The following is a 22,827-nucleotide window of genomic DNA, read 5'->3' on the forward strand; positions in this document are numbered from 1 at the left end:
CATAACTTAATGATACTGACAATTTTATATATTGTCAATCGTATATTAATAAAAAAGGGGCTTTATCAGCCCAGTTTCTCATCCTTATTTTTCTGAACCTCCTCTTCAATTAGAGCCCTTCTTAAAATCTTACCGATCATCGTTTTAGGTAGCTCTTCACGAAATTCATATATTTTTGGCACTTTGTAGGCGGCCAGATATTTACGGGCATATTGATCAATTTCCTCTATTGTGCACGTTACACCTTCTTTTAATACAACGTAAGCTTTTACCGTTTCGCCACGATAAGGGTCTGGAATTCCAGCAACAACAACCTCACGCACTTTTTCATGCTCATATAATACTTCTTCAACCTCGCGAGGATAAATATTAAAACCACTTGCTACAATCATATCTTTTTTTCTGTCTACCACATAGAAGAATCCTTCTTCGTCCATATAACCGACATCACCTGTATGCAGCCAGCCATCGCGTAGCGTTTCCGCTGTGGCCTCCGGACGATTCCAGTATCCTTTCATGATTTGCGGTCCTCTTACAACAATTTCTCCAATTTCACGCACAGAAAGAGGTGCGCCGGTTTCTAATGATATTACTTTCGCATCGGTATCCGGCCAAGGAACACCTATGCTACCCGATACTCGCCTTGCCCATAGAAAGTTGCTGTGTGTCACTGGCGAAGATTCTGTTAAACCGTAGCCTTCTACCAGCTTTCCTCCTGTTATCTTCTCAAACTGCTCTTGTACCTCTACTGGCAACGCCGCAGAACCGCTAATACAAGCACGTACGGAAGATATATCGTATTGTTGTAATTTAGGATGATTTAACAGTGCAATATACATTGTAGGCGCACCGGGGAATAATGTAACCCTATGCTTTTTAATCGCCTTTAACATAGCTTCTACATCAAATTTAGGAATAAGAATCATTTGATATGCCTGCATAATGGAAATGTTCATCACTGCAGTCATACCGTACACATGGAAAAATGGTAAAGCACCAAGCACCACTTCTTCTCCCGGCACACAATTATATAACCAATAAATCCCCATAACTGTATTGGAGACTAAGTTTTGATGAGTTAACATAACACCCTTAGGAAATCCTGTTGTACCACCTGTATATTGTAATAAGGCTAAATCTTCTTCAGGGTTACATGGCACCTCCTGGGGTTTTCTTGGCTGCATGGTGGATTTCCACAAATGAATATCATCTGTTTCTACAATATTCACTACGATTTTTGTTTGTTTTTTCTGGATGAAAGGATAGAGAAGATTTTTTGGGAAGGGTAAAAAATCAGCAATGCTGGTAAAGATGATATGTTCTAATGCTGTATGACTCTTGACGTTTGTCACTTTTGGATACAGCAGATCCAAACATAAGATAACTTTAGCTCCTGCATCTTTTAATTGATATTCAAGCTCGCGCTCTGTATACAAAGGGTTTGTTTGCACCACAATGGCACCTGCCAAAAGTGCACCGTAATATCCAATGACACCTTGCGGACAATTTGGAAGCATAATTGCAACACGATCACCTTTTTGTATACCAAGCGTTTGTAGGTACGCTGCGAATCTTTCAGCCTTTTCCAAAACCTCTTGAAAAGTTAAATTCTTCCCCATAAAGTGAAGCGCTTTCTTTCTAGGGTACTTCAAAGCAGTATCACGCAAATACTGATGCAATGGCTTTAAATCATACGAGATTGTATGAGGAATTTCCTTAGGATAGCTACTAAGCCATGGTTTTTCCATATGCTTCCCTCCCTATATCTGTTTGCTCGGTAATAGTATATCATATGAAAACATAATTTATCATAACATTCCGAATAAAAAGATATTTAGGTGTGAAATATATATTATAAATGACTTGTACTCCCTTTTGCCTAAGAACAGATTTACGCACAAAAAAAAAGCACACAATGTGCTTTTTTAAATGCAAGTTATAGTTGTATTTCTAGAAATACAACTATAACTTGCAACTGGTCTCATATTAGAAAAATCCTGAACAGGTAAGATAAAAACAAAAATAAATAAGAAAATAAAATAAGATAATGTTACTCTCTCAATTTAACATGATATTTTCATATTTTCAACAGTATTATTACTTATAATTATGCCCTATTAAAAATCACACTGAAGGGGAGCACCACCCTTTCATTCTGATTAACAACTACCCACTATCAACCTCAGACTGTAACACATCCTACAATAGAAAAAACATTACCTTTTTTCAGGTAATGCTGTTTTTTTAATAGCGTATTGGATTAAAGTATCACACAACAGGTAAGTACTCCCCTGTTTAATCTATAACTTCAAACATACCGAATCCTTGTGAGTTTCGTCCTCCGATGCCAGTATCATATGCAAACGCAAGCTGCTCCGGCGATGATTGAATCTCAAATTTACCGAGCCACCCCGTAATAATATGTCCTTTAAAAGTTGTAACCACTTTATATTTGTCCAAAATTTGTAGAGGCTTAATAAGAAAAGGATGCTCCGGACGTTTGCCGTGATAAGCTTCATATTTATTTTCAAAATTGGATTCAATGAGTACAGGAAACACTGGGTCTAACGGTTGAAAGTAATGTGTTTTTTTCCGATCCTCTTTTTCGTATGTACTATAAACAGTGACTGGTGAAAGCATTTCAATTTTACACGTGTTCTTTTCAAATTTCGTGCGCTGAATTTCAAGTTTTTCTACTGTTAACACTTGCCCATGCAGTTGAATCGTTTCTGAAAACATAAGGTATTCCGCCAATTGCTGAATTAGCGTCTCAAGCACACTGCTTACGTGCCATGTAACAGTATCAGTAAACTCTATTTTCTTTTGTTTAATTAATATCCGATGCATGCCTGATAAACGACTAAATGTAAATAACTTAAACGTTCGATTTCCCTTTTGAAACCCTACTTCATGCAAAAAATCAGCAAAGTGGGGCGATGTCAAAGAACGATATAAAAAGCCTTGTAGCACATATTGATAATTCAAAGGTAAGTGCAAAGTTTTTTGTGGCCTAAACGTAACGGATAGTCTCATAAAAGTTATTTCCCCTCTTAAACCATTCATCCAGAGTGAATATCGCATATATCAAATGGATATTCTTAAAAAAGAACTAAATTATTTAAAATAACCGAATGATTATGGTTTATGTCGCTATTTAATATGATAACGTTCCTCATAAAGAACAGAAAGATAACGTATGGAACACATTTTATATTAACAAATATATCTTAATTTGTAAATATAAATTATATAATGAAGAAATATTAAAATAATGAAAAAAGACACCTGCTTCAGGTGTCCTTTTCATACTTGGCACTATAGCGCTAAGTATACAATCCCCCATACTACAAAGATGCCGCAAAGAACCATAAGCACCTTGGCTAATTTGTCCATAAACATCCCAATTTCCCCTTTTGATTATTTCAGTTCAACGACAGTCACCCCGAGGCCGCCTTCTCCCATATCACCGTAACGGAATCCTTTTACACCACGGTGTGTTTTCAAAGCAGCCTGCACTCCTTGTCGCAATGCACCTGTGCCTTTCCCGTGAATGATGGAAACACGTGGATATCCCGCAAGCATTGCATCATCTAAATATTTTTCTACACGATGCATCGCATCTTCGTAACGTTCACCACGAAGATCCAGCTCTAGGCTGACGTGATAGTCCTTTCCTTTGACAGTCGCAAGTGGCTTTTTCTCTACTTGCTTTGGACTGCTCATATATTCCATATCACTCTCTTTTACTTTCATTTTCAAAATGCCAATTTGTACATTCCACTCCAAATTGTTAACTCGCTCCAGTAGCTGACCTTTTTGGCCAAATGTTAGTACTTTTACTTCATCACCTTCCCGAAGAACACGTTTAGAAGGTATTTTAGCTGGTTTTACTTCTTTTTTAACAAGCGTTGGTGCAGCAGCATCTAAACGACTTTTTGCCTCAATCAGCTCATGTTCTTTCAAGTTAGCAAGCTGCGCTTTTTGCAACTGACGAAGCTCACGAATAACTTCCTCGGCTTCTTTTTTCGCCTCTTCAACTTTCATTTCCGCTTCTTGTTGTGCTTTCAATAGCATTTTGTCACGTTCTTCGTTAAATTCAATAATTTGCTGCTGCAGTTGTTTATGCAGTTTTTCTGATTGCTTACGCAGCTCTTCAGCTTCCTTCCATTCCACTTCTGCGCTGCGCTTACTTTCTTCCAGCTTCGCAATCATATTTTCTACTTTATTGGTATCTGTTCCGATATATCCGCGCGCTCTAGTAATAACACGCTCTGCAAGTCCCAAGCGTTTAGAAATTTCAAAGGCATTGCTTCGACCAGGTACACCCAGTAATAGTTTATATGTCGGACTTAATGTATTTACATCAAATTCTACACTCGCATTTACAACCTTTTCCCGATCATATCCATACGCTTTCAACTCTGGATAGTGCGTAGTTGCAATGACACGCGCACCTCGATTATGCACCTCGTCTAAGATAGAGATTGCTAAAGCTGCTCCCTCTTGCGGGTCAGTTCCGGCGCCAAGCTCATCAAATAGCACGAGACTTTGAAAGTCCGCTTGTTCTAAAATATCAACAATATTGACCATATGAGAGGAAAAGGTACTTAAGCTCTGCTCAATGGACTGTTCATCTCCAATATCAGCAAATACATGCTGAAACACGCAAATCTCCGACCCGTCAAGCGCCGGTATTTGCAAACCAGATTGCGCCATCAATACACTTAACCCAATTGTTTTCAGTGTGACGGTTTTACCACCTGTGTTTGGTCCTGTAATAACGATTGTAGTAAAATCGCTGCCCAGCTCCACATCGTTCGCGACGACGACATCCATAGGAATAAGCGGATGGCGTGCCTTAAACAGCTTAAGGTAACGTTCGTTATTCAGCTTTGGCTTAGATGCTTTCAGTCGCTTCGCATATGCAGCTTTTGCAAACAAAAAGTCCAATTCAGCAAGTACTTCTACATTTTCTAAAATGACTTCACTTTCGTTGGCAACTTCTGATGTCAGCATAAGCAAAATGCGTTCAATTTCTTGCTTTTCCTTGACCCGCGCTTCCTGCAGCGTATTATTCAAATCTACTACTACCTGCGGCTCAATAAATAAGGTTTGGCCAGAAGCGGACTGATCATGAATAATGCCGCCATACACATTCCGATACTCTTGCTTAACAGGAATAACATAGCGTTCATTACGAATGGTAACAATGGCATCGGATAGCATTTTGGAAGCATTTGAAGAACGCACTATGTTTTCTAGCTTTTCACGAATACGCCCTTCCGCACCTCGAATTTGCCCGCGAATCACACGAAGCTTCTCGCTTGCACTGTCAAGTACTTCACCGCCGTCACCGATGCAAGCGTTAATACTTTTCTCCAGTGCTTGCAGTGAAATTAATCGATCTGCATACGTGCTCAGGATTGGCAAATCCTCACCATTCTCCACTAGGTCTTCAATAAATTGCTTCATTTGACGGCTTCCGTACAACGTTGTGGAAATATCGAGAAGTTCATTCGGATGCAACATACTGCCAATAACAGCTCGCTTTACCTGTGCCCTTACATCGGAAACACCACCGAGCGGAGCATGCCCTTTTAAACGCAGCACAGTTGCTCCCTCGTCTGTCGCATCCTGTAGCCATACGACTTCTTCGTAATTGGTGCTTGGCAATAATTCTCTTACTTTCTCTCTTCCTAACGATGACGCAACGTGCTCCATCAGCTGTTCTTTTACTTTGTCATATTCTAAAACGCGTAACGTTCGTTGCAGCATTCGTATGCTCCTCCCTACTTATGACGGCGAAGAAATGTCATTAATTTCTCTGTATCCCATGTATTAATTACCGTGTCTTTTCGGATCCACCCCTTTTTAGCGGCAGCTACACCAATTTTTAAGTCTTCCAGCATATCAAGTGTGTGCGCATCTGTATTAATGGCAATTTTAACACCGGCTTCTTGCGCTTTCCATAATAACTCTGCACTTAAGTCCAAGCGCTGCGGATTTGCATTCAATTCCAATACAGTATCCGTTTCTTTTGCTAGTTGTATAAGCATTTCTGTGTCTACATCATACCCCTCGCGTCTTCCGATGAGACGACCAGTCGGATGCGCAATCATAGTAACATGCGCATTTTCAACAGCAGCTCGTAATCTCTTCATAATTGTTTCACGGTCTTGCGAGAAGGAAGAATGAATAGCACCAATCACAAAATCCAGTTCCTGCAATACTTCGTCATCAAAATCCAAAGTTCCATCCGGCAAAATATCCATCTCAACACCACGAAAAATTGTAATGTCTGGATACTTCTCGTTGATACGACGAATTTCTTCTCCTTGCTCTTGCAATCGTTCTCTAGTAAGACCATTTGCCACTTTTAAATATTGTGAATGATCGGTAATTGCCATATATCGGTATCCTCGAGCCAAACAGGCTTGTACCATTTCTTCAACAGAAAACGCACCATCACTCCAAGTTGTGTGCATATGCAAATCGCCTTTTACATCTTCAAGTTCTACTAGGTCATTGTAATCTTGTATACGTTCAATTTCTTTTCCATCTTCACGCACCTCAGGCGGAATGAACGGTAAGCCAAAGTGCGCAAAAAAGGCTTCTTCCGATTCAAAAGTTAGTACTTCTCCAGTATGCAAATTTTCCACACCATATTCGCTAATTTTTTCATCCTTAGCCTTTGCAATTTGTCTCATACGAACATTGTGATCTTTTGAACCAGTAAAATGATGTAAGGTCGTAATAAATTCTTTTGGTTGTACCAACCGAAAATCGACCGAAATATCATATTCATATTGCAACCGAACAGACACCTTAGTGTCACCGCTGGCAATTACCTCTACAATATGATTCAACTGCAACAAATAATCCCGAACTGTCTCTGGTGCTTCTGTAGCAATGATAAAGTCTAAGTCTTTCACTGTTTCACGAACGCGTCGTAAACTACCAGCACGTGAGAAGCGCTGGATTTCGGGCATCTCTGACAATTTTCGCTCTATTTCCTCGGCAATAGGCAGCACAAACGCAATCGGCAAACGTTCCGGTCTTGCGCCGAACTGCGCTATTGCTTCCAAAATCTTTTCCTCCGTTTTCTTTCCGAATCCCGCTAGCTCTTGTACCTTCTGTGCTTCACACGCAGCTTTTAAGGTGGCAATATCTACTACACCTAATTCTTTATATAATTTAGCCAGCTTTTTACCGCCAAGTCCTGGAAGCTTTAAAAGAGGAACCAGTCCTGCTGGTACTTCCTCTTTTAGTTCATTCAAAGTCGCAGAAGCACCGCTTTCCATAAACTCGACGATTACAGCGGCAGTTCCTTTGCCAATACCACTTATCTTTGTAAAGTCTTCGATTGCTGACAAACTGCGCTCATCATTTTCCAGTGCAGCAGCAGCTTTGCGGAACGCTGCAATTTTAAACGGGTTTTCACCCTTTAATTCCATATATAAAGCTATTGTTTCAAGAAGCCCGATGACTTCTTTTTTATTTGTAAACATTGCGCTCACCCCTTTTTTATCATAGAAAAAACTTCCCTTTATGTAAAAAGAGAAGCTACACTCTATCTCCGTACGCCCACAATTCTTTTACTTTATCAGAGAGCACAGGTGTATTATCTGCGATGATTTGGCAAAGAGCTGATTGCTCAATTGAGGCTTGTACTTCTTGAATAGGCAATAAGGTGCCAATTAAAATTAGTACAAATAACACAATATAAATTTCAACAACACCTAAAACGGCGCCTCCCAAAGCATTGGCTTGCTTAAGAACGGGAATTTGCGCAAACATGTTCAATAAGTGCCCAATTAGAGACAAAGAGATTTTTGTAACAAAAAATAAAATTACAAAAGCTATACCACGGTAAAATACTTCTTCTACGCCCCCCTCTTCTAACCACACAGGAGCGGACGTTGTTAGAGGGTAAGGAATAACCTCCCGAAGTATAGGCGCTACATCATCACAATACATATAGGCCACAAAATACGCGGCTATAAAGCCAATAAGCCTTACTGCTTGCAAAATTAAACCTCGTTTTAATCCAACGATGAAACCGAGTAACAGCAAGGCAATGATAAGTAAATCAATCATATATTATCCATTCCTTTTTGCGCGCTCTTTCAATCGTTCGTTTTCTTCTTTGAGTTTTATGTAATCGTGCACTACATTCACTGCAGTCAGCACTGCCAATCTGTTTATGTCAAGAGAAGGATTTTTGGCGTTTATTTCGCGCATTTTGTCATCGACAATTGCAGCGACCATTCGTATATGGCTTGTGCTTTCATCGCCAACTATAGCATATTGTTGGCCGTAAATTTCCACATTAATTTTAGTACGGTTTTGGTTTTGCTGTGACAACTCACTGTCCTCCAATCAACATACGGAATCCTAACTTCTATCATAACATGATTTGGCGACAGATGGAAATAGAAAGAGAACGCGGTTTTTTTATGAACTTACCTTCCATTATCACCGTTTCTAAGTGAGTTAAACATGCTGAAGTAGGATTTCCAAACTGTTTATTTGAAGCCATATAAAGACCCTATCACAAGTATAGTGACAGGGTCCAAGAGGATTATTATTTACGCAGTTGCGCGCTGTATGTTTCTTCCAACACATGCAGTACATTCGCATGTGCTTCTGTTACTTCTTCGTCCGTCAGCGTACGTTCAGGATCGAAATAACGAAGTGAGAATGCTAATGATTTTTTACCTGCTTCCATTTTCTCACCTTCGTATAGGTCGAATAGTAATACATCCTTTAATAAAGGACCGCCAGCTTCTTGAATAGTACGATATAAATCCCCTGCAGCAATGGACTTATCAACTACAAGAGCCATATCACGTGTCATGAATGGGAAGCGAGGGATGCTTTCATAAGCCACCTCAGTCACATCTGTACTAAATAAAGCAGTCAAAGATACTTCAAAGACATACGTATCCTTGAGATCAAGCTCTTTTTGTGCTGTTGGATGAATTTGGCCAATATAGCCAATTTCTTCTCCGTCTACTTCGATTATAGCTGTTCTTCCTGGATGCATACCATCACGCTTCGCCGCCTTATAGGTACAAGCGACGCCCAATACCTCAAACAAACCGTCTAAAATACCTTTTGCTACATAAAAGTCTACAGTCTTTTTCTCGCCCTGCCATGCATGATGCACATGTAATCCTGTAAGTACACCAGCTACGTGCTGTTCTTCTTTTGGCAATTCTTCTGTACCCGGAAGGAATACAGAGCCCATTTCATATAGTGCCACATTTTCTGCTTTTCTGGCATTATTATATGCTACTGCTTCAAGCAAGTGAGGTACCAAACTTAAACGTAGACGACTGCGCTCTTCACTCATCGGCAAAGCCAAGCGAATTGCTTCACTATCAATTGCTTGGATAGCATATTGCTTGGATTTTTCTGCGCTCGTTAAGCCGTACGTAATTGCTTCGTATAAACCTGCACCTTCTAAAAAGCGGCGTACTTTGCGACGTTTTAATTGATTTACCGTTAGTTTACCGCCTGTTGTTTCTGCTACTGGCAATGTTGCAGGAATGTGGTCATAGCCGTATAAGCGTCCTACCTCTTCCACTAAATCTTCCGCAATTGTAATATCCGAACGTCTAGAAGGGACATTGACATGGAATGCGCCTTCTACTTCAGAAAACGGGAATTTCAAGTTTGCGAAAATAGCAGCCACTTCTTGTGCAGAAATCGATGTACCAAGTACACTGTTGATTTTTTCAACCGTAACAGACACATTGTTCTCAGATCGCTCTAAACGATCTACCTCTACAACACCTTCTAACGCTTCGCCACCTGCATATTTCACCATTAATGCAGCTGCGTGCTGCGCTGCTTCAAATGTTCGTGCAGGATCAATGCCTTTTTCAAAACGGGCACTTGATTCACTACGAAGCCCTAAGTCTTTAGACGCTTTACGTACTGTCAATCCTGTAAAGTAAGCAGATTCGATTAATACATTTGTCGTTGTTTCATCTACTTCAGTGTTTGCGCCGCCCATTACACCGGCAACTGCCACAGCCTTTTGACCGTTTGTGATGACAAGATGATCAGCCTGCAGCTTGCGCTCTGTTCCGTCCAGCGTTTCAATCATTTCACCTTCTTCTGCAAGACGAACAATAATTTCTTTTGAACCTAGCTTGTCGTAGTCAAATGCATGAAGAGGCTGACCGTACTCCATTAAAATATAGTTGGTGATGTCCACAACGTTGTTAATTGGACGAACGCCAGCAGCCATAAGACGCGTTTGCATCCAAAGCGGAGATGGGCCAACTTTTACGTTCTTTACCATTTTCGCAATATATAGTGGATTTTCAGCAGGTGCATCTACTTGAACACGAATATAATCGGATGTTTTTTCGTTACTTTCATGCAGCTCTACCTTTGGAAGCTTAACCTCTTTTCCTAAAATCGCTGCAACCTCATACGCGACACCTAGCATGTTTAAGCAGTCGGCACGATTTGGCGTTAAACCAAGTTCTAATATTTCATCATTCAAGTTTAGTGCTTCTAACGCATCCGTTCCCACCTCAGCATCGCTTGGGAATACAAAAATACCTTCTGCATATTCCTTAGGTACAAGCTTTGTATTTACACCCAGTTCTTGCAGAGAGCAAATCATACCATGAGAAACTTCGCCGCGCAGCTTTGCTTTTTTGATTTTTAAGCCTCCTGGTAGCTTCGCACCCACCTTCGCAACTGCTACCTTTTGACCTTGGGCTACATTTTTAGCGCCACAAATAATTTGAACAGGCTCTTCTTCTCCTACATCCACTAAGCACTTGCTGAGTTTATCAGCTTCTGGATGCTTTTCTCTCTTCATTACATAACCGACCACCACATTGCTGATGCCTTTATTTAAAATCTCTATACCCTCTACTTCAATACCACTTTTTGTGATTTTATCCGCAAGTTCAGACGCTGTTATGCCGTCTAAATCTACGTACTCTGCTAACCATCGATAAGATACGAACATGCTGTTCCCCTCCTTAAGCTCGTTTGAATTGTTGTAAGAATCTAATATCGTTTGTATAGAAATGACGAATATCATCAATACCATACTTTAACATCGCAATACGTTCAGGCCCCATACCGAAGGCAAAGCCTTGATATTCTGTAGGATCATAACCTGCCATGCGCAACACGTTCGGATGCACCATACCGCCCCCTAAAATTTCAATCCAGCCTGTTCCCTTACAAGTGCCACAGCCTTTTCCGCCGCACATCATACAAGAAATATCCATTTCTACAGATGGCTCTGTAAACGGGAAGAAGCTTGGGCGTAAACGAATTTCACGCTCAGAGCCGAACATCTTTTTCGCGAATACTTGTAATGTACCTTTTAAATCGCTCATGCGAATGTTTTTATCAATTACAAGTCCTTCAATTTGCATGAACTGATGAGAGTGTGTTGCATCATCATCATCACGACGATACACTTTACCAGGACAAATAATTTTAATTGGACCTTTTCCTTCATTTTTCTCCATCGTTCTTGCTTGTACTGGTGATGTGTGTGTGCGAAGCAATACTTCTTCTGTAATATAGAAGGAGTCCTGCATATCGCGTGCCGGATGCCCTTTTGGCAAATTCAATGCTTCAAAGTTGTAGTAATCCTTCTCTACCTCAGGACCTTCCGCCACTTCGTAGCCCATACCTATAAATAAATCTTCAATTTCCTCAATAACGGCTGTCAGTGGGTGATGCGCGCCTGTCGCGACAGGGCGTCCTGGTAAAGTTACGTCAATTGTCTCTGTAGCCAATTGCGCTTCAATTGCAACTTTTTCAATTTCAGCAACTTTTTCTTCTAAGCGTGATTGGATTACTTCTCGTACTTCATTAACCAAGGCACCCATACGAGGACGCTCTTCCGCTGAAAGCTTACCCATACCGCGCAAAACTTCCGTAATCGGACCTTTTTTCCCTAAATACGCTACGCGCACATCGTTTAATTCTTTTAACTCGCTCGCAGCTTCAATTTGAGCAAGCGCTTCTTCTTGCAATTCCTTCAAACGTGCTTCCATAACATAACCTCCTAAATAATGAATATAAAACACAAAAAACCTCTTCCCTAGAAAGGGACGAGGTTTGATCGCGGTACCACCCTAATTAACGACAGATTGTCGTTCGCTTCATTGTCATAACGGTTAAACCGGTACGCCTTTATATGTAAATCATAGTCCCGGCGCCAACTCCAGAGGTGAATTCATTTGCTTCTACCATAAAAATGCTTGCAGTCTAAGGCATTTTCTCCCTGTTTGGTGAGCGACAAACTACTCTTCTCTATCAACGTTTTTGTGTTATTCAGCTTTTAATTATTATAGAAAGTTTTTCGTCAATTATCAACCCCGCAAATAGTACGTTAACACCCCTGTTGCTACTGCAACGTTTAACGATTCTGCACGGCCATGAATGGGGATATACAAATTATGATCACATAGCCCAAGCAGTTCTTTTTGTACACCACTACCTTCATTTCCAACAATTAAAGCAAACGTTCCCTGCGCCTGTATTTCCTGATAGGGCACCGCATGTTCTAAAGCTGTACCATATACAGGTACATTCTGCTTTTTGAGTTCAGTGATCCACCCCTTCAAGTTTCCTTTTATAACGGGCACATGGAAGATAGATCCTTGTGTAGAACGAAGTGTTTTGCTGTTGTAAACATCTGCCGTTCCTTCTCCTAAGATAACCGCATCAAGACCCGCAGCGTCTGCCGTACGAATAATGGTACCGAGATTTCCAGGATCCTGAATACCGTCAAGAAGAAGAAACTTACCATTAGCAAGCGGTATATCGTAAGATACTTTTTCACATACAGCTAACACACCTTGTGGCGTCTCTGTTTCACTCAATGTTTTCATAATTGCTTCTGATACCAAATATAACTCAATATCCCCAATGTTCCACTTATGTGGTAAATCTGTGTTTTCACTTATAATAAGCGTACGCACCATGTCTTGTGACTGCAGAGCCTCTTCAACAAGATGAAAACCTTCTATTAAAAATAAGCCTGTTTTTTCGCGTTCTTTTTTCGTTTGCAACTTTTTCCATTGCTTCACGCGCGGATTTTGAATTGAATCAATTTTTTTCATATGCTTTCCCTCTCTTTACACCTTTTCATTATAGCCTATTTTTCATACATAATTACACCCAAAACATCTAAAACTACATTCATCCTAAGAAAAGAGGTGTTTGTAATGAGCTTCAATTTGCGCGGTGCTGTGTTAGCAAACGTAAGTGGCAATTCACAACAAGAATTAGAAGCAACAATTGTAGATGCAATTTCAAGCGGTGAGGAAAAGATGTTGCCTGGTCTTGGCGTATTATTTGAAGTGATTTGGCAACATGCGGATTCTGGTGAAAAGCAAGAAATGTTATCAACATTAGAAAACGGGTTAAAAAAGGGCTAAACAAGAAAAGATGTACGGCACTGCCGTACATCTTTTTTCAGCATATAAAAGAAGGACTCATTAAAGGAATCCTCTTTTTCCAACCAGAATGAAAAAGTATTCTTTTTCAAGAAAATATCTTTACATCAATCGAATGTAATATTGTGTACTGTTTCCTTATCCAAACGCTTAATGACCGATACAATGAGTTTTACAGCATTTTCATAATCATCACGATGAAGCATTGCTGCATGCGAATGGATGTAACGCGTTGCAATTGTAATCGACATAGCTGGCACACCGTTCATAGAAATATGAATGGCTCCTGCATCTGTACCGCCACCTGCGATGGAATCGTACTGATACGGAATGCTTAATTCGTCTGCCACGTTTACCACAAAGTCACGCAAACCTTTATGAGACACAATAGATGCATCATATAAAATAATTTGTGGCCCATTGCCCATTTTGCATGCCGCTTCTTTTTCAGAAATACCAGGTGTATCCCCTGCAATGCCGACATCTACTGCAAATGCGATATCCGGTTGAATAAAGTTCGCCGATGTTTTTGCGCCTCGTAAACCAACTTCTTCTTGTACCGTACCTACACCGTACACGATATTCGGATGCGCTTCGTCTTTTAATTGCTTTAAGACATCAATTGCGATTGCACAACCGATGCGGTTGTCCCAAGCCTTCGCAAGTAGCATCTTTTCATTTTTCATTACTTGAAATTCAAAATATGGTACAACTTGGTCTCCTGGTCTTACGCCCCATTCCATTGCTTCTTCTTTGCTGGAAGCACCGATATCAATAAACATATCTTTAATATCAACTGGCTTTTTACGTGCTTCTATTGGCAAGATATGAGGCGGCTTAGAACCGATGATTCCTGTGATATCACCATTTCGCGTGGAAATTGTTACACGCTGTGCGAGCATAACCTGAGACCACCAGCCACCTACAGTTTGAAAGCGCAGAAACCCTTTGTTATCAATGGATGTAATCATAAACCCGACTTCGTCTAAATGACCAGCGACCATGATTTTTGGTCCATTTGCATCTCCAACCTTTTTAGCTACTAAGCTTCCTAGGTTGTCTGTTGTTACTTCATCAGCGTAAGGTGCGATGTATGTGCGCATAACCTCGCGCGGCTCGCGTTCATTGCCGGCGATACCTTTTGCATCTGTTAACTCTTTTAACATCTTTAACGTAGCGTCCAAAAAATACCCCTCCTTTTGTATGTAGCTCTTCTATTATACAAAAGGAGGGGGCAATATTCCAAATAGTCTTTAATATCCTTGTGTTTGACGTTCGTGATTCACTTCATTTTTTTCTAAATAGGCTCTTTCAATATCTTCCTCATTAAATTCCAGCGCCTGTCCCAAACGTAAATAACTTGTAAATAGCTCAATGTAATTCGTGATAGAAGGTTGGTCGTGAAAACGAATTACCTTACTATACACATCTAAGAAAATTTGTACAACCGTTTTATTCGATTGACAGCATTTATAAAATAAAAAGTTTTTATCTACACCGAGATCAATACCAATAGATAAGATAAAATGCAAGCCATCTACATACTCTTCCAAGATAACGCTACGCTCGGACGCTGGCTTATTGCTCCAATATTTAAAGCAGCGCGTCTCATTTGCAAGTTCGCCCACCTCTACCAGAAGGGCTAGCATTTTTTCTTTTAATAATTTTTTTGGCTCTAGATTATGCTCCTGTAGAATACGCTCATCTAGTTCTTTTTGTAGTTTAAAGAGATGCAGTAAATCCATATACGGTTCCTCCTCCGTCGTTCCTTTGCAAACACGATTCATTTTATCTGTACCTTATGTATTGTATATGCTAAACGAAAAAAAACAAACAAAAAACAAAGGAAAATTCCTCTGTCCTTACCAATGTACCCTTTTATTGTCACAAGGTATAATATAAAAAGCCTTAGCATGAGCCAAGGCTTTCATTATTACTTGTTTAGGCTGTTTTTTGCAGCAGTTGCTAATTGAGCGAATGCGTTCGCATCAGTGATAGCAAGGTCTGCAAGCATTTTGCGGTTCACTTCGATACCAGCAAGCTTTAAACCGTGCATTAAACGGCTGTAAGAAAGACCGTTCATACGTGCAGCTGCGTTGATACGAGTGATCCATAATTTACGGAAGTCACGTTTCTTTTGACGACGGTCACGGAACGCGTACATTAGAGACTTCATTACTTGTTGGTTAGCAACTTTGTATAATGTATGTTTAGAACCGTAGAAACCTTTAGCTAATTTTAAAACTTTTTTACGACGTTTACGAGTAACTGTACCGCCTTTTACTCTTGGCATATTCCTTACCTCCTAGATAATCTATAATGAACCGAAATTAGATGCTGTAAAGCATTTGACGAATACGTTTGAAGTCGCCTGTGCTTACTACGCCAGCTTTGCGAAGTTTACGCTTAGCTTTTGTGGATTTGTTAGCGAATAAGTGGCTTGTGTAAGCGTGAGAACGCTTAAGCTTACCAGATCCTGTTCTTTTGAAACGCTTTGCAGCGCCACGGTGTGTTTTTTGTTTAGGCATGAAGGTATCCTCCTCTATTGATTATTTATCGTTTTTTGGTGCTAAAACTAAGAACATGCTTCTTCCTTCCATTTTCGGAGAGGATTCCACTGTACTTACTTCTTTACAAGCTTCAGAGAAGCGATCCAATACGCGCTGTCCAATTTCTTTGTGCGTGATTGCACGACCTTTGAAACGAATAGACGCTTTAACTTTGTCGCCTTTTTCCAAAAACTTAATGGCATTACGAAGTTTTGTGTTGAAATCGTGCTCATCAATTGTTGGGCTGAGACGAACTTCTTTCATCGTAATAACCTTTTGGTTTTTACGCATTTCTTTTTCTTTTTTCTGTTGCTCAAAGCGGAACTTGCCGTAATCCATAATGCGGCATACAGGCGGTTTCGCAGTTGGCGCAACCATTACAAGATCAAGATTTACGTTACCGGCTATTTCTAACGCTTCTTGACGGGATTTAATTCCAAGCTGATCACCGTTTGGTCCAACGAGACGAACTTCGCGAGCGCGAATTTGCTCATTGATCATCATGTCCTTGCTAATAATAAGCCACCTCCAAGGTTTAATGGGAATACGTTTGTGAGGGCCCCCGAGCACAATAAAAAAGTGCCGATGTACATAATACACCCGCACTGTAACTGTTGTGGTTACGTTAATCATCAAACCCGATAACTGCCAAAGCGGCGTCATTTGGGTGAGAAGCGGGGTGCTCCTTCTTTCACAAGTTCGTATTTCATTTGTCCTTGAAAACTATATCATAAGTCATGATGAGATGTCAAGAAAGCATAATATACAAGTGACACAAAAAATATTTTAACAGACAACCTGAAAGATGGCAATAGTTTTTTTAAAACTACGTCAATACAAGTAGCAGGACATATGATATGTGGTTGCAGTGAGTAACTAAAAAGTGCTCATGCTGAGTAAGGATACACTTGACGAGGCTTGTACTTTCGAGTTTCTTGCTATGATATTGCACAATCTTATATATGTCATTTCTAAAACATTACAGTGACAAAAATAAGCCGCAGAAAATCTGCGGCTTATCAATTAACGTTTTGCTTCTTTTGAAATGATATCCGCAAACGCTGCAAATGTCATTGTCTCGGACTTTTGCTCACCATATTTGCGGACGTTCACGCCGTTTTCTGCAACCTCATTGTCACCGACAACCAGCATGTACGGAATTTTTTGCATCTGTGCCTCGCGAATTTTATAGCCAATTTTCTCATCGCGTGTATCTACTTCTACGCGAATACCAGCGCGTTGCAAGTCTTCTTGGACTTTTTTCGCATAATCCAAATGAACTTGCGGTGAAACTGGGATTACCTGTACCTGCACCGGCGCTAACCATGTTGGGAATGCACCTTTATACTCTTCAATTAGGAATGCAATAAAACGTTCCATTGTTGATACAACACCGCGGTGAATAACAACCGGGCGATGCGGTTTGCCATCTTCTCCTACATACGTCAAGTCGAAGCGCTCTGGTAATAAGAAGTCCAACTGCACCGTTGACAACGTCTCATCCTTGCCAAGTGCTGTACGTACCTGTACGTCAAGCTTTGGACCATAGAATGCTGCTTCGCCTTCAGCTTCGTAATACTCGAGCTTCATATCATCCATAGCTTCTTTCAGCATACTTTGCGCTTTGTTCCACATTGCATCATCATCATAGTACTTCTCTTTATCTTCTGGGTCGCGGTAAGAAAGACGGAAAGAGTAATTTTCCAAACCAAAATCTTTGTATACTTCCTGCACCAAACGCACCACGCGGATAAATTCTTCTTTAATTTGATCCGGGCGTACAAAGATGTGTGCATCGTTCAGTGTCATCCCACGAACACGCTGCAATCCAGAAAGCGCGCCAGACATTTCATAGCGATGCATTGTACCAAGTTCGGCAATGCGAATTGGCAATTCGCGGTAGCTGTGAATATCATGCTTGTACACCATCATATGATGCGGACAGTTCATCGGGCGAAGCACCAGTTGTTCGTTATCCATTTCCATCGGTGGGAACATACCATCGCGATAATGATCCCAGTGGCCAGATGTTTTATAGAGATCCACACTTCCAAGTACTGGTGTGTATACATGATCGTAGCCAAGGCTTGCTTCTTTATCGACAATGTAACGTTCAATAATGCGGCGGATTGTAGAGCCCTTTGGCAACCATAACGGTAAACCTTGTCCTACTTTTTGAGAGTTTGTAAATAGCTTTAATTCTTTACCAAGTTTACGGTGATCACGCTCTTTTGCTTCTTGCAGCAAGCGGAGATGTTCATCGAGTTCTTCTTTTTTCGCAAATGCTGTACCGTAAATACGCTGCAGCATTTTGTTGTCGCTATCACCACGCCAATAAGCACCCGCAACACTCAATAATTTGAACGCTTTGATTTTACCTGTAGACGGCATATGCACACCGCGACATAGGTCGAAGAATTCACCTTGCTCATAAATCGTGATGATTTCCCCTTCAGGCAGTTCATTAATTAACTCTAGTTTTAGTTCGTCACCAATCTCTTCGTAACGTGCAAGCGCTTCTTCACGACTTACCTCTTTGCGTACGATTTCAATGTTTTCCTTTACAATACGTTCCATTTCTTTCTCAATTTTCGGAAGGTCTTCTGCTGTGATGGATTCTTCCATATCTACATCATAGTAAAAGCCGTTTTCAATTACTGGACCAATCCCTAGCTTTACTCCAGGATAAAGACGCTTTAAAGCTTGCGCCAATAAATGAGCTGTAGAATGGCGCATAATATCTGCACCCTCTTTGGAATCTAAAGTAATGATTGAGATCGCGCCGTCTTGTTCAATCGGTGTTTTTAAATCTAAAAATGTATCGTTAATTTTACCAGCGATTGCTTTTTTCTTTAGACCAGGACTGATGGATGCTGCAATGTCCTCTGTTGTTGTGCCAAGCGCGAATTCCTTTACTGCACCATCTGGGAAAGTAATTTTCAACATATTGTTCACTCCTTTAAAATGTAAGCTTTATGAGGTCCTCAATTGCTTAACCGTAAAATCTCAAAACAAAATGCTCTTTTCTAAAAGCTTGTTGTCTTTAGATAAGTTTCTTTGTTTCAGGTTGGTTGGAGCGGAAGGTGCGAGACTCCTGCGGGAGCAGCGGGTCAGGTGAGACCCCACGGGCTCTAAGCCGAGGAGGCTCCCCGCACGCCCCGCGGAAAGCGAGCAATCTGGAGCAGAAATCAACCACTCCCCACTATTTGTTACATAGCAACAACGTTTGCGAAAATAGCCCAACAAAAAACACTCCTCCCTAAAAAAGGGACGAGTGTTGCATTCGTGGTTCCACCCTTGTTCCAAAGAATACAAAGCATCCTTTGCTCAAGACATCATAACGGTGTTTGCCGTCAGCAATTACTGCATCGTTCACTGCTGAAGTTCAGAGGTGGTAAACAACTTTTTCGTATTAGGAAGCTCTCAGCCAAAGTCTTCCCTCTCTGAAAATCGTAAAAAGAAGTTCATGTCCTCATCAGTACTTGTTCCTATATTATGTACGTAATTATATGTCGAACATAAAAGAAATGCAAGGTGCCATTTATAAATTCTGTCGCATCTTTTCAAACTCTCCCACTGTATATAGCTTGACCCGCTCCTGAAACACATTACGAATGGTGACAACCATGTTGTGATCAGCATGCGCTGTATACAAATGAATGGTTTTAGGCGCAATAGACAAAAGAGGTGCGATAACATTTGCATCTACGTACAAATCTTGGTTTTTAAGTATATTACTATCTATATACTTGACTAATCGCTCCTGATTTAAACGGTGGCCTTTATCATCATAAAAAACAAAGCTGTCATGAAATACAAGATGCAAACAAGACAAACGAGATTTACGCGATCCTAACTGTTGTCTCAATGCTTCTACAAAGGATTGATATTCTTGTTCCAGCTTATACTCATCAATTGCCATCTCCACGAAACGATGGAGCTCAGCAAAATAAACGCGCAGACGAAAGCGTACATACGATGCAAATGAAAAAGAAAGATCCGCCTGAATAATATCCTGTAGCGACGCATGAAGTAGCTGATAACAATCCTGCTTTGATTCGTGAGACCACACTGCATTGCTTCCTCGCATGAGTTCATCCGCAATATGTAAAATGTGGTTTCGCTCCTCTTCATCACCATAAAAAAAAGATTGCGCTAAAATTTCATCCATCCATTTCATTTCCTTTGTTCTGACAATGAATTCTACGAGTTCACGTACAAGAAAATCTTGCGTGTCCGCCGCTAAAGATACAATTATGGATTGTTCCCGCAAAACCATATCTATGTAGAAGCTTTTCGCTTTCATCTGCTCGTACAATATTTTCGCATCACTTGTTTCTTCAAAGCGGATTTCAATCAAATTTCTCCCCCCTTATCCTCCCTATCCTATGTATATGGAAGGTTTATCGAAAAAATGATAAGCAAGGGGTGATAAAAAACAAAAGGAGAACAATAATATGCTCTCCTCACACACGACGATTTCCACCTAACACTTCCACAGGCTTTGCTAGATATTTAATTCGTTCCATAATACGCGCCGCTTTCATTTTCTCTTCTTCACCGCGCTGCGTGTACGTTAAATGATGCTCCAACCCTTTCAAGTCAAAATTAGATGTAAAAAAGGTTGGTAAGTTTTCCAACATGCGGAATTGTAAGATTGTACCTAAAATATCATCACGTACAAAGCTTGACATCCCTTCTGCACCTATATCATCAATCATTAAAACAGGCACGCGCTTTACTGCATCTAGTTTATCACTGATGGAATTATCCTGAATGGACCCTTTCATCTCTCGTAAAAACTCAGGTAAATATATTAACATCGAAGAAATCTGACGTTCTGCCAAAGCGTTTGCAATAGCACCCAAAATATACGTTTTCCCTACACCGAAGGCACCATAAAAATAAATGCCTTGTACACGTTTACCGGGCTCATATTCTTCTAAAAAACGTTCTGCTGCTAAAATCGCTTGAAAGCGTTGCGGATCTCCTAAATCCACAGTCGCCATATTCGCCTCTAAAATCTCTCTTGGTATATACACACTTTGAATTAAAGACTGTTGCTTCTTCCGCTCATCATAAGCAACCTTTCGGGGACAACGATCATACTGGATATCAATCGTTTTTCCTTGTATAACCAAATGCGGGTGATAGCCTTGAATCATATTTTTACAACCATCCAGGTTAGGACAATTTTCACACGAAACGCTTTGCCCAATATATTCATACAGTTTCATCAAACTGCGCTCAACCATAGAAGAAGTAACCTCTTCATGTGTATTTACAAACTCTTTCACACGTGGATGAGACATAACCTCCTGCTTTAGCGCTTCGTATCTCTCTTTAAATCCCTCTCGCTGAATTAACTGTCCAAATGCGTTTTGAATTCTTTCCATGTATCTCACCTCCAATACTGTTTACTCTTTCTTATACTTTTGCAATGCTGCTTCAAGTTGCTTTCTTTGTTCTTCCACGTTTAGATCTACTGTTTGAGGAGACGTCTCTGTTTTTTGCTCCATCCAAGTAGGAAGCATTTCTTTTCTAGTTGTGCGCTTACTTTGTTTCTTGCCCTCAGCCCATTGCTGATATTGACGATGTTCCTCTTTCGCAAGAGTCATGGCAGCTTTTACAGTTTTCACCTTCTTGCGTGCCCAATGTCCAGCAATTCTTTCGACGTACGACTTCGTGAGCTTCATATCCGTCCGCAACATCACATAGTGAATCAAAACGTTCACAACCCCCGGCAAAAGCTTTTGCTTCGTCATTACCTCTTCTATCACCTTCAAATCAGCGACAGTCGGTTGTGCGCCCCCTGCAATTTCCACAAGTAGCTGACGTGGAGAAAGCTCTTCCAAATGCTTGATGAGCAATTCTTCTTGACCTGTAGGTTCTTTTGTATGCATCGTGCGTTGCTGCAAAGGCTGTGTTCGTTCTACCAATGTTGGCAAAGCGCTTCCTTGCTCAAATTGATACCAATCACGCGCATTTTTCCGAAGAGTTTCTAGCTCGACCATATTTTGCTCCGTTATTGCCCCTAGCACTAAATTTTGCATGGAAATCGGATCAATACCATATATGTAGGCTAGCGTAATAATACAATCCTTTACGTTTGCGGTAAGTGCTTTCTTGGGAATAAGAGGAGACAGACCTTCTACAAATAATTTGTAATCAAAGAAATCATTGCTGATAGAAATGGCATTCCCTTCTATGGCTCCTGCCACACGATATCCCTCTGGCGTAGCAAGTTCTTCCTGCAATTGCGCCATTTGTCCGGAAGCAATGGGTTGAAAAACGTCATTGAACGCATATGTGACCTCTTTGTAGGAAGTAAGATCTTCTACCTCTTCACTGAAGTATTGCTTGACTTGATTATACTTACTTTTTCCTAAGCGGTTATATAAAAATATGTTTAATACAATTTCTGCAAAAAACTGACGAGGTGTAAGAGGCGGATACAATTCATACACAAATCGTCTCACATCATCTTCTCGTTTTACATATACCTTTAACAAACCTAAAGCCTCAAGCTTAGTGCGCTCCTGATAGATATCTGGAAGTTGCATGCCCGTACTCACCATCAGCATATGATGTCCTGCCTCTTTTGCTCCTTGCTCTACTTCGCACCATAATGTCATGTATAGGCTAAACGCACGAGCACCAATGAGCGGCTGATACAACATCGTTAAAACTTTCCGGTCATACGCATGCAACAGTCCCGCTGCACATACCTTATATCGGTCAACAGGCAATAATTCCATCCATGATTGTCGCTCCATAATTACATTCCTTCCGTCTCTCGGATTGTACAAAAAAGAGCCGACAGCCTA

19 protein-coding genes and 3 other annotated features are annotated in these 22,827 nt (G+C 40.6%); of the genes, 1 reads left to right on the forward strand and 18 read right to left on the reverse strand.

Annotated elements, in window-relative coordinates:
• Positions 1 to 65: 65 nt before the first annotated feature.
• The 9 genes from MUG87_RS09215 to MUG87_RS09255 all read right to left on the reverse strand — a co-directional run bounded on the left by MUG87_RS09215 (position 66) and on the right by MUG87_RS09255 (position 13,115).
• Positions 66 to 1,748 carry an AMP-binding protein gene (locus MUG87_RS09215; RefSeq protein ID WP_247087163.1) on the reverse strand — a complete coding sequence of 561 codons (1,683 nt, stop codon included), beginning with the start codon at positions 1,746 to 1,748 and terminating at the stop codon, positions 66 to 68.
• A 547-nt stretch (positions 1,749 to 2,295) separates the two neighbouring features.
• Entirely contained in the window at positions 2,296 to 3,033 is a 738-nt protein-coding gene (gene cas6, locus MUG87_RS09220) for a CRISPR-associated endoribonuclease Cas6 (protein ID WP_247087164.1), read from the reverse strand.
• A 384-nt stretch (positions 3,034 to 3,417) separates the two neighbouring features.
• The gene (locus MUG87_RS09225; protein ID WP_247087165.1) at positions 3,418 to 5,775 is read right to left on the reverse strand and encodes an endonuclease MutS2; all 2,358 of its coding nucleotides are present in this window, start codon (positions 5,773 to 5,775) and stop codon (positions 3,418 to 3,420) included.
• Positions 5,776 to 5,789: 14 nt separating this feature from the next.
• Complete coding sequence (gene polX / locus MUG87_RS09230; RefSeq protein ID WP_247087166.1) at positions 5,790 to 7,508, reverse strand: DNA polymerase/3'-5' exonuclease PolX; 1,719 nt, start codon at positions 7,506 to 7,508, stop codon at positions 5,790 to 5,792.
• A gap of 55 nt (positions 7,509 to 7,563) precedes the next feature.
• Positions 7,564 to 8,097 (reverse strand): CvpA family protein, encoded by a 534-nt coding sequence (locus MUG87_RS09235; protein ID WP_247087167.1) that lies wholly within the window; start codon positions 8,095 to 8,097, stop codon positions 7,564 to 7,566.
• A 3-nt stretch (positions 8,098 to 8,100) separates the two neighbouring features.
• Positions 8,101 to 8,364 carry a cell division protein ZapA gene (gene zapA, locus MUG87_RS09240; protein WP_124564276.1) on the reverse strand — a complete coding sequence of 88 codons (264 nt, stop codon included), beginning with the start codon at positions 8,362 to 8,364 and terminating at the stop codon, positions 8,101 to 8,103.
• A gap of 220 nt (positions 8,365 to 8,584) precedes the next feature.
• Positions 8,585 to 10,996 carry a phenylalanine--tRNA ligase subunit beta gene (gene pheT, locus MUG87_RS09245; protein ID WP_247087168.1) on the reverse strand — a complete coding sequence of 804 codons (2,412 nt, stop codon included), beginning with the start codon at positions 10,994 to 10,996 and terminating at the stop codon, positions 8,585 to 8,587.
• A gap of 13 nt (positions 10,997 to 11,009) precedes the next feature.
• Complete coding sequence (gene pheS, locus MUG87_RS09250) at positions 11,010 to 12,044, reverse strand: phenylalanine--tRNA ligase subunit alpha (RefSeq protein ID WP_247087169.1); 1,035 nt, start codon at positions 12,042 to 12,044, stop codon at positions 11,010 to 11,012.
• Positions 12,045 to 12,094: 50 nt separating this feature from the next.
• Positions 12,095 to 12,319 (reverse strand) — a binding site (T-box leader).
• A 43-nt stretch (positions 12,320 to 12,362) separates the two neighbouring features.
• On the reverse strand, positions 12,363 to 13,115 hold the full coding sequence (locus MUG87_RS09255; protein WP_247087170.1) for a TrmH family RNA methyltransferase: 753 nt from the start codon (positions 13,113 to 13,115) through the stop codon (positions 12,363 to 12,365).
• Positions 13,116 to 13,220: 105 nt separating this feature from the next.
• Between MUG87_RS09255 and sspI the strand changes: the two genes are divergently transcribed.
• Complete coding sequence (sspI, locus tag MUG87_RS09260) at positions 13,221 to 13,433, forward strand: small acid-soluble spore protein SspI (RefSeq protein ID WP_247087171.1); 213 nt, start codon at positions 13,221 to 13,223, stop codon at positions 13,431 to 13,433.
• A 125-nt stretch (positions 13,434 to 13,558) separates the two neighbouring features.
• Here sspI and MUG87_RS09265 read toward each other — a convergent pair whose 3' ends face one another.
• The 9 genes from MUG87_RS09265 to MUG87_RS09305 form a co-directional block, all read right to left on the reverse strand.
• A complete protein-coding gene (locus MUG87_RS09265) occupies positions 13,559 to 14,617 on the reverse strand; it encodes a M42 family metallopeptidase (protein WP_247087620.1) in 1,059 nt (352 codons plus the stop codon).
• Positions 14,618 to 14,704: 87 nt separating this feature from the next.
• Positions 14,705 to 15,196 (reverse strand): dUTP diphosphatase, encoded by a 492-nt coding sequence (locus tag MUG87_RS09270; RefSeq protein WP_247087172.1) that lies wholly within the window; start codon positions 15,194 to 15,196, stop codon positions 14,705 to 14,707.
• A gap of 188 nt (positions 15,197 to 15,384) precedes the next feature.
• Positions 15,385 to 15,744 carry a 50S ribosomal protein L20 gene (rplT, locus tag MUG87_RS09275; RefSeq protein WP_124564282.1) on the reverse strand — a complete coding sequence of 120 codons (360 nt, stop codon included), beginning with the start codon at positions 15,742 to 15,744 and terminating at the stop codon, positions 15,385 to 15,387.
• Positions 15,745 to 15,781: 37 nt separating this feature from the next.
• Complete coding sequence (gene rpmI / locus MUG87_RS09280) at positions 15,782 to 15,979, reverse strand: 50S ribosomal protein L35 (RefSeq protein ID WP_124564283.1); 198 nt, start codon at positions 15,977 to 15,979, stop codon at positions 15,782 to 15,784.
• Positions 15,980 to 16,000: 21 nt separating this feature from the next.
• On the reverse strand, positions 16,001 to 16,504 hold the full coding sequence (infC, locus tag MUG87_RS09285; RefSeq protein ID WP_124564284.1) for a translation initiation factor IF-3: 504 nt from the start codon (positions 16,502 to 16,504) through the stop codon (positions 16,001 to 16,003).
• A gap of 63 nt (positions 16,505 to 16,567) precedes the next feature.
• Positions 16,568 to 16,697, reverse strand: a sequence feature (ribosomal protein L20 leader region).
• A 326-nt stretch (positions 16,698 to 17,023) separates the two neighbouring features.
• Entirely contained in the window at positions 17,024 to 18,955 is a 1,932-nt protein-coding gene (thrS, locus tag MUG87_RS09290) for a threonine--tRNA ligase (protein ID WP_247087173.1), read from the reverse strand.
• Positions 18,956 to 19,263: 308 nt separating this feature from the next.
• Positions 19,264 to 19,488, reverse strand: a binding site (T-box leader).
• Between the two features lie 53 nt (positions 19,489 to 19,541).
• Positions 19,542 to 20,360: a putative sporulation protein YtxC gene (gene ytxC, locus MUG87_RS09295; RefSeq protein ID WP_247087174.1), complete on the reverse strand. Its 819-nt coding sequence runs from the start codon at positions 20,358 to 20,360 to the stop codon at positions 19,542 to 19,544.
• Between the two features lie 106 nt (positions 20,361 to 20,466).
• On the reverse strand, positions 20,467 to 21,396 hold the full coding sequence (gene dnaI / locus MUG87_RS09300) for a primosomal protein DnaI (RefSeq protein WP_247087175.1): 930 nt from the start codon (positions 21,394 to 21,396) through the stop codon (positions 20,467 to 20,469).
• A gap of 21 nt (positions 21,397 to 21,417) precedes the next feature.
• A complete protein-coding gene (locus MUG87_RS09305) occupies positions 21,418 to 22,776 on the reverse strand; it encodes a replication initiation and membrane attachment family protein (protein ID WP_247087176.1) in 1,359 nt (452 codons plus the stop codon).
• Positions 22,777 to 22,827: the final 51 nt, after the last annotated feature.

Source organism: Ectobacillus sp. JY-23, from assembly GCF_023022965.1.
GTDB lineage: Bacteria > Bacillota > Bacilli > Bacillales > Bacillaceae_G > Ectobacillus.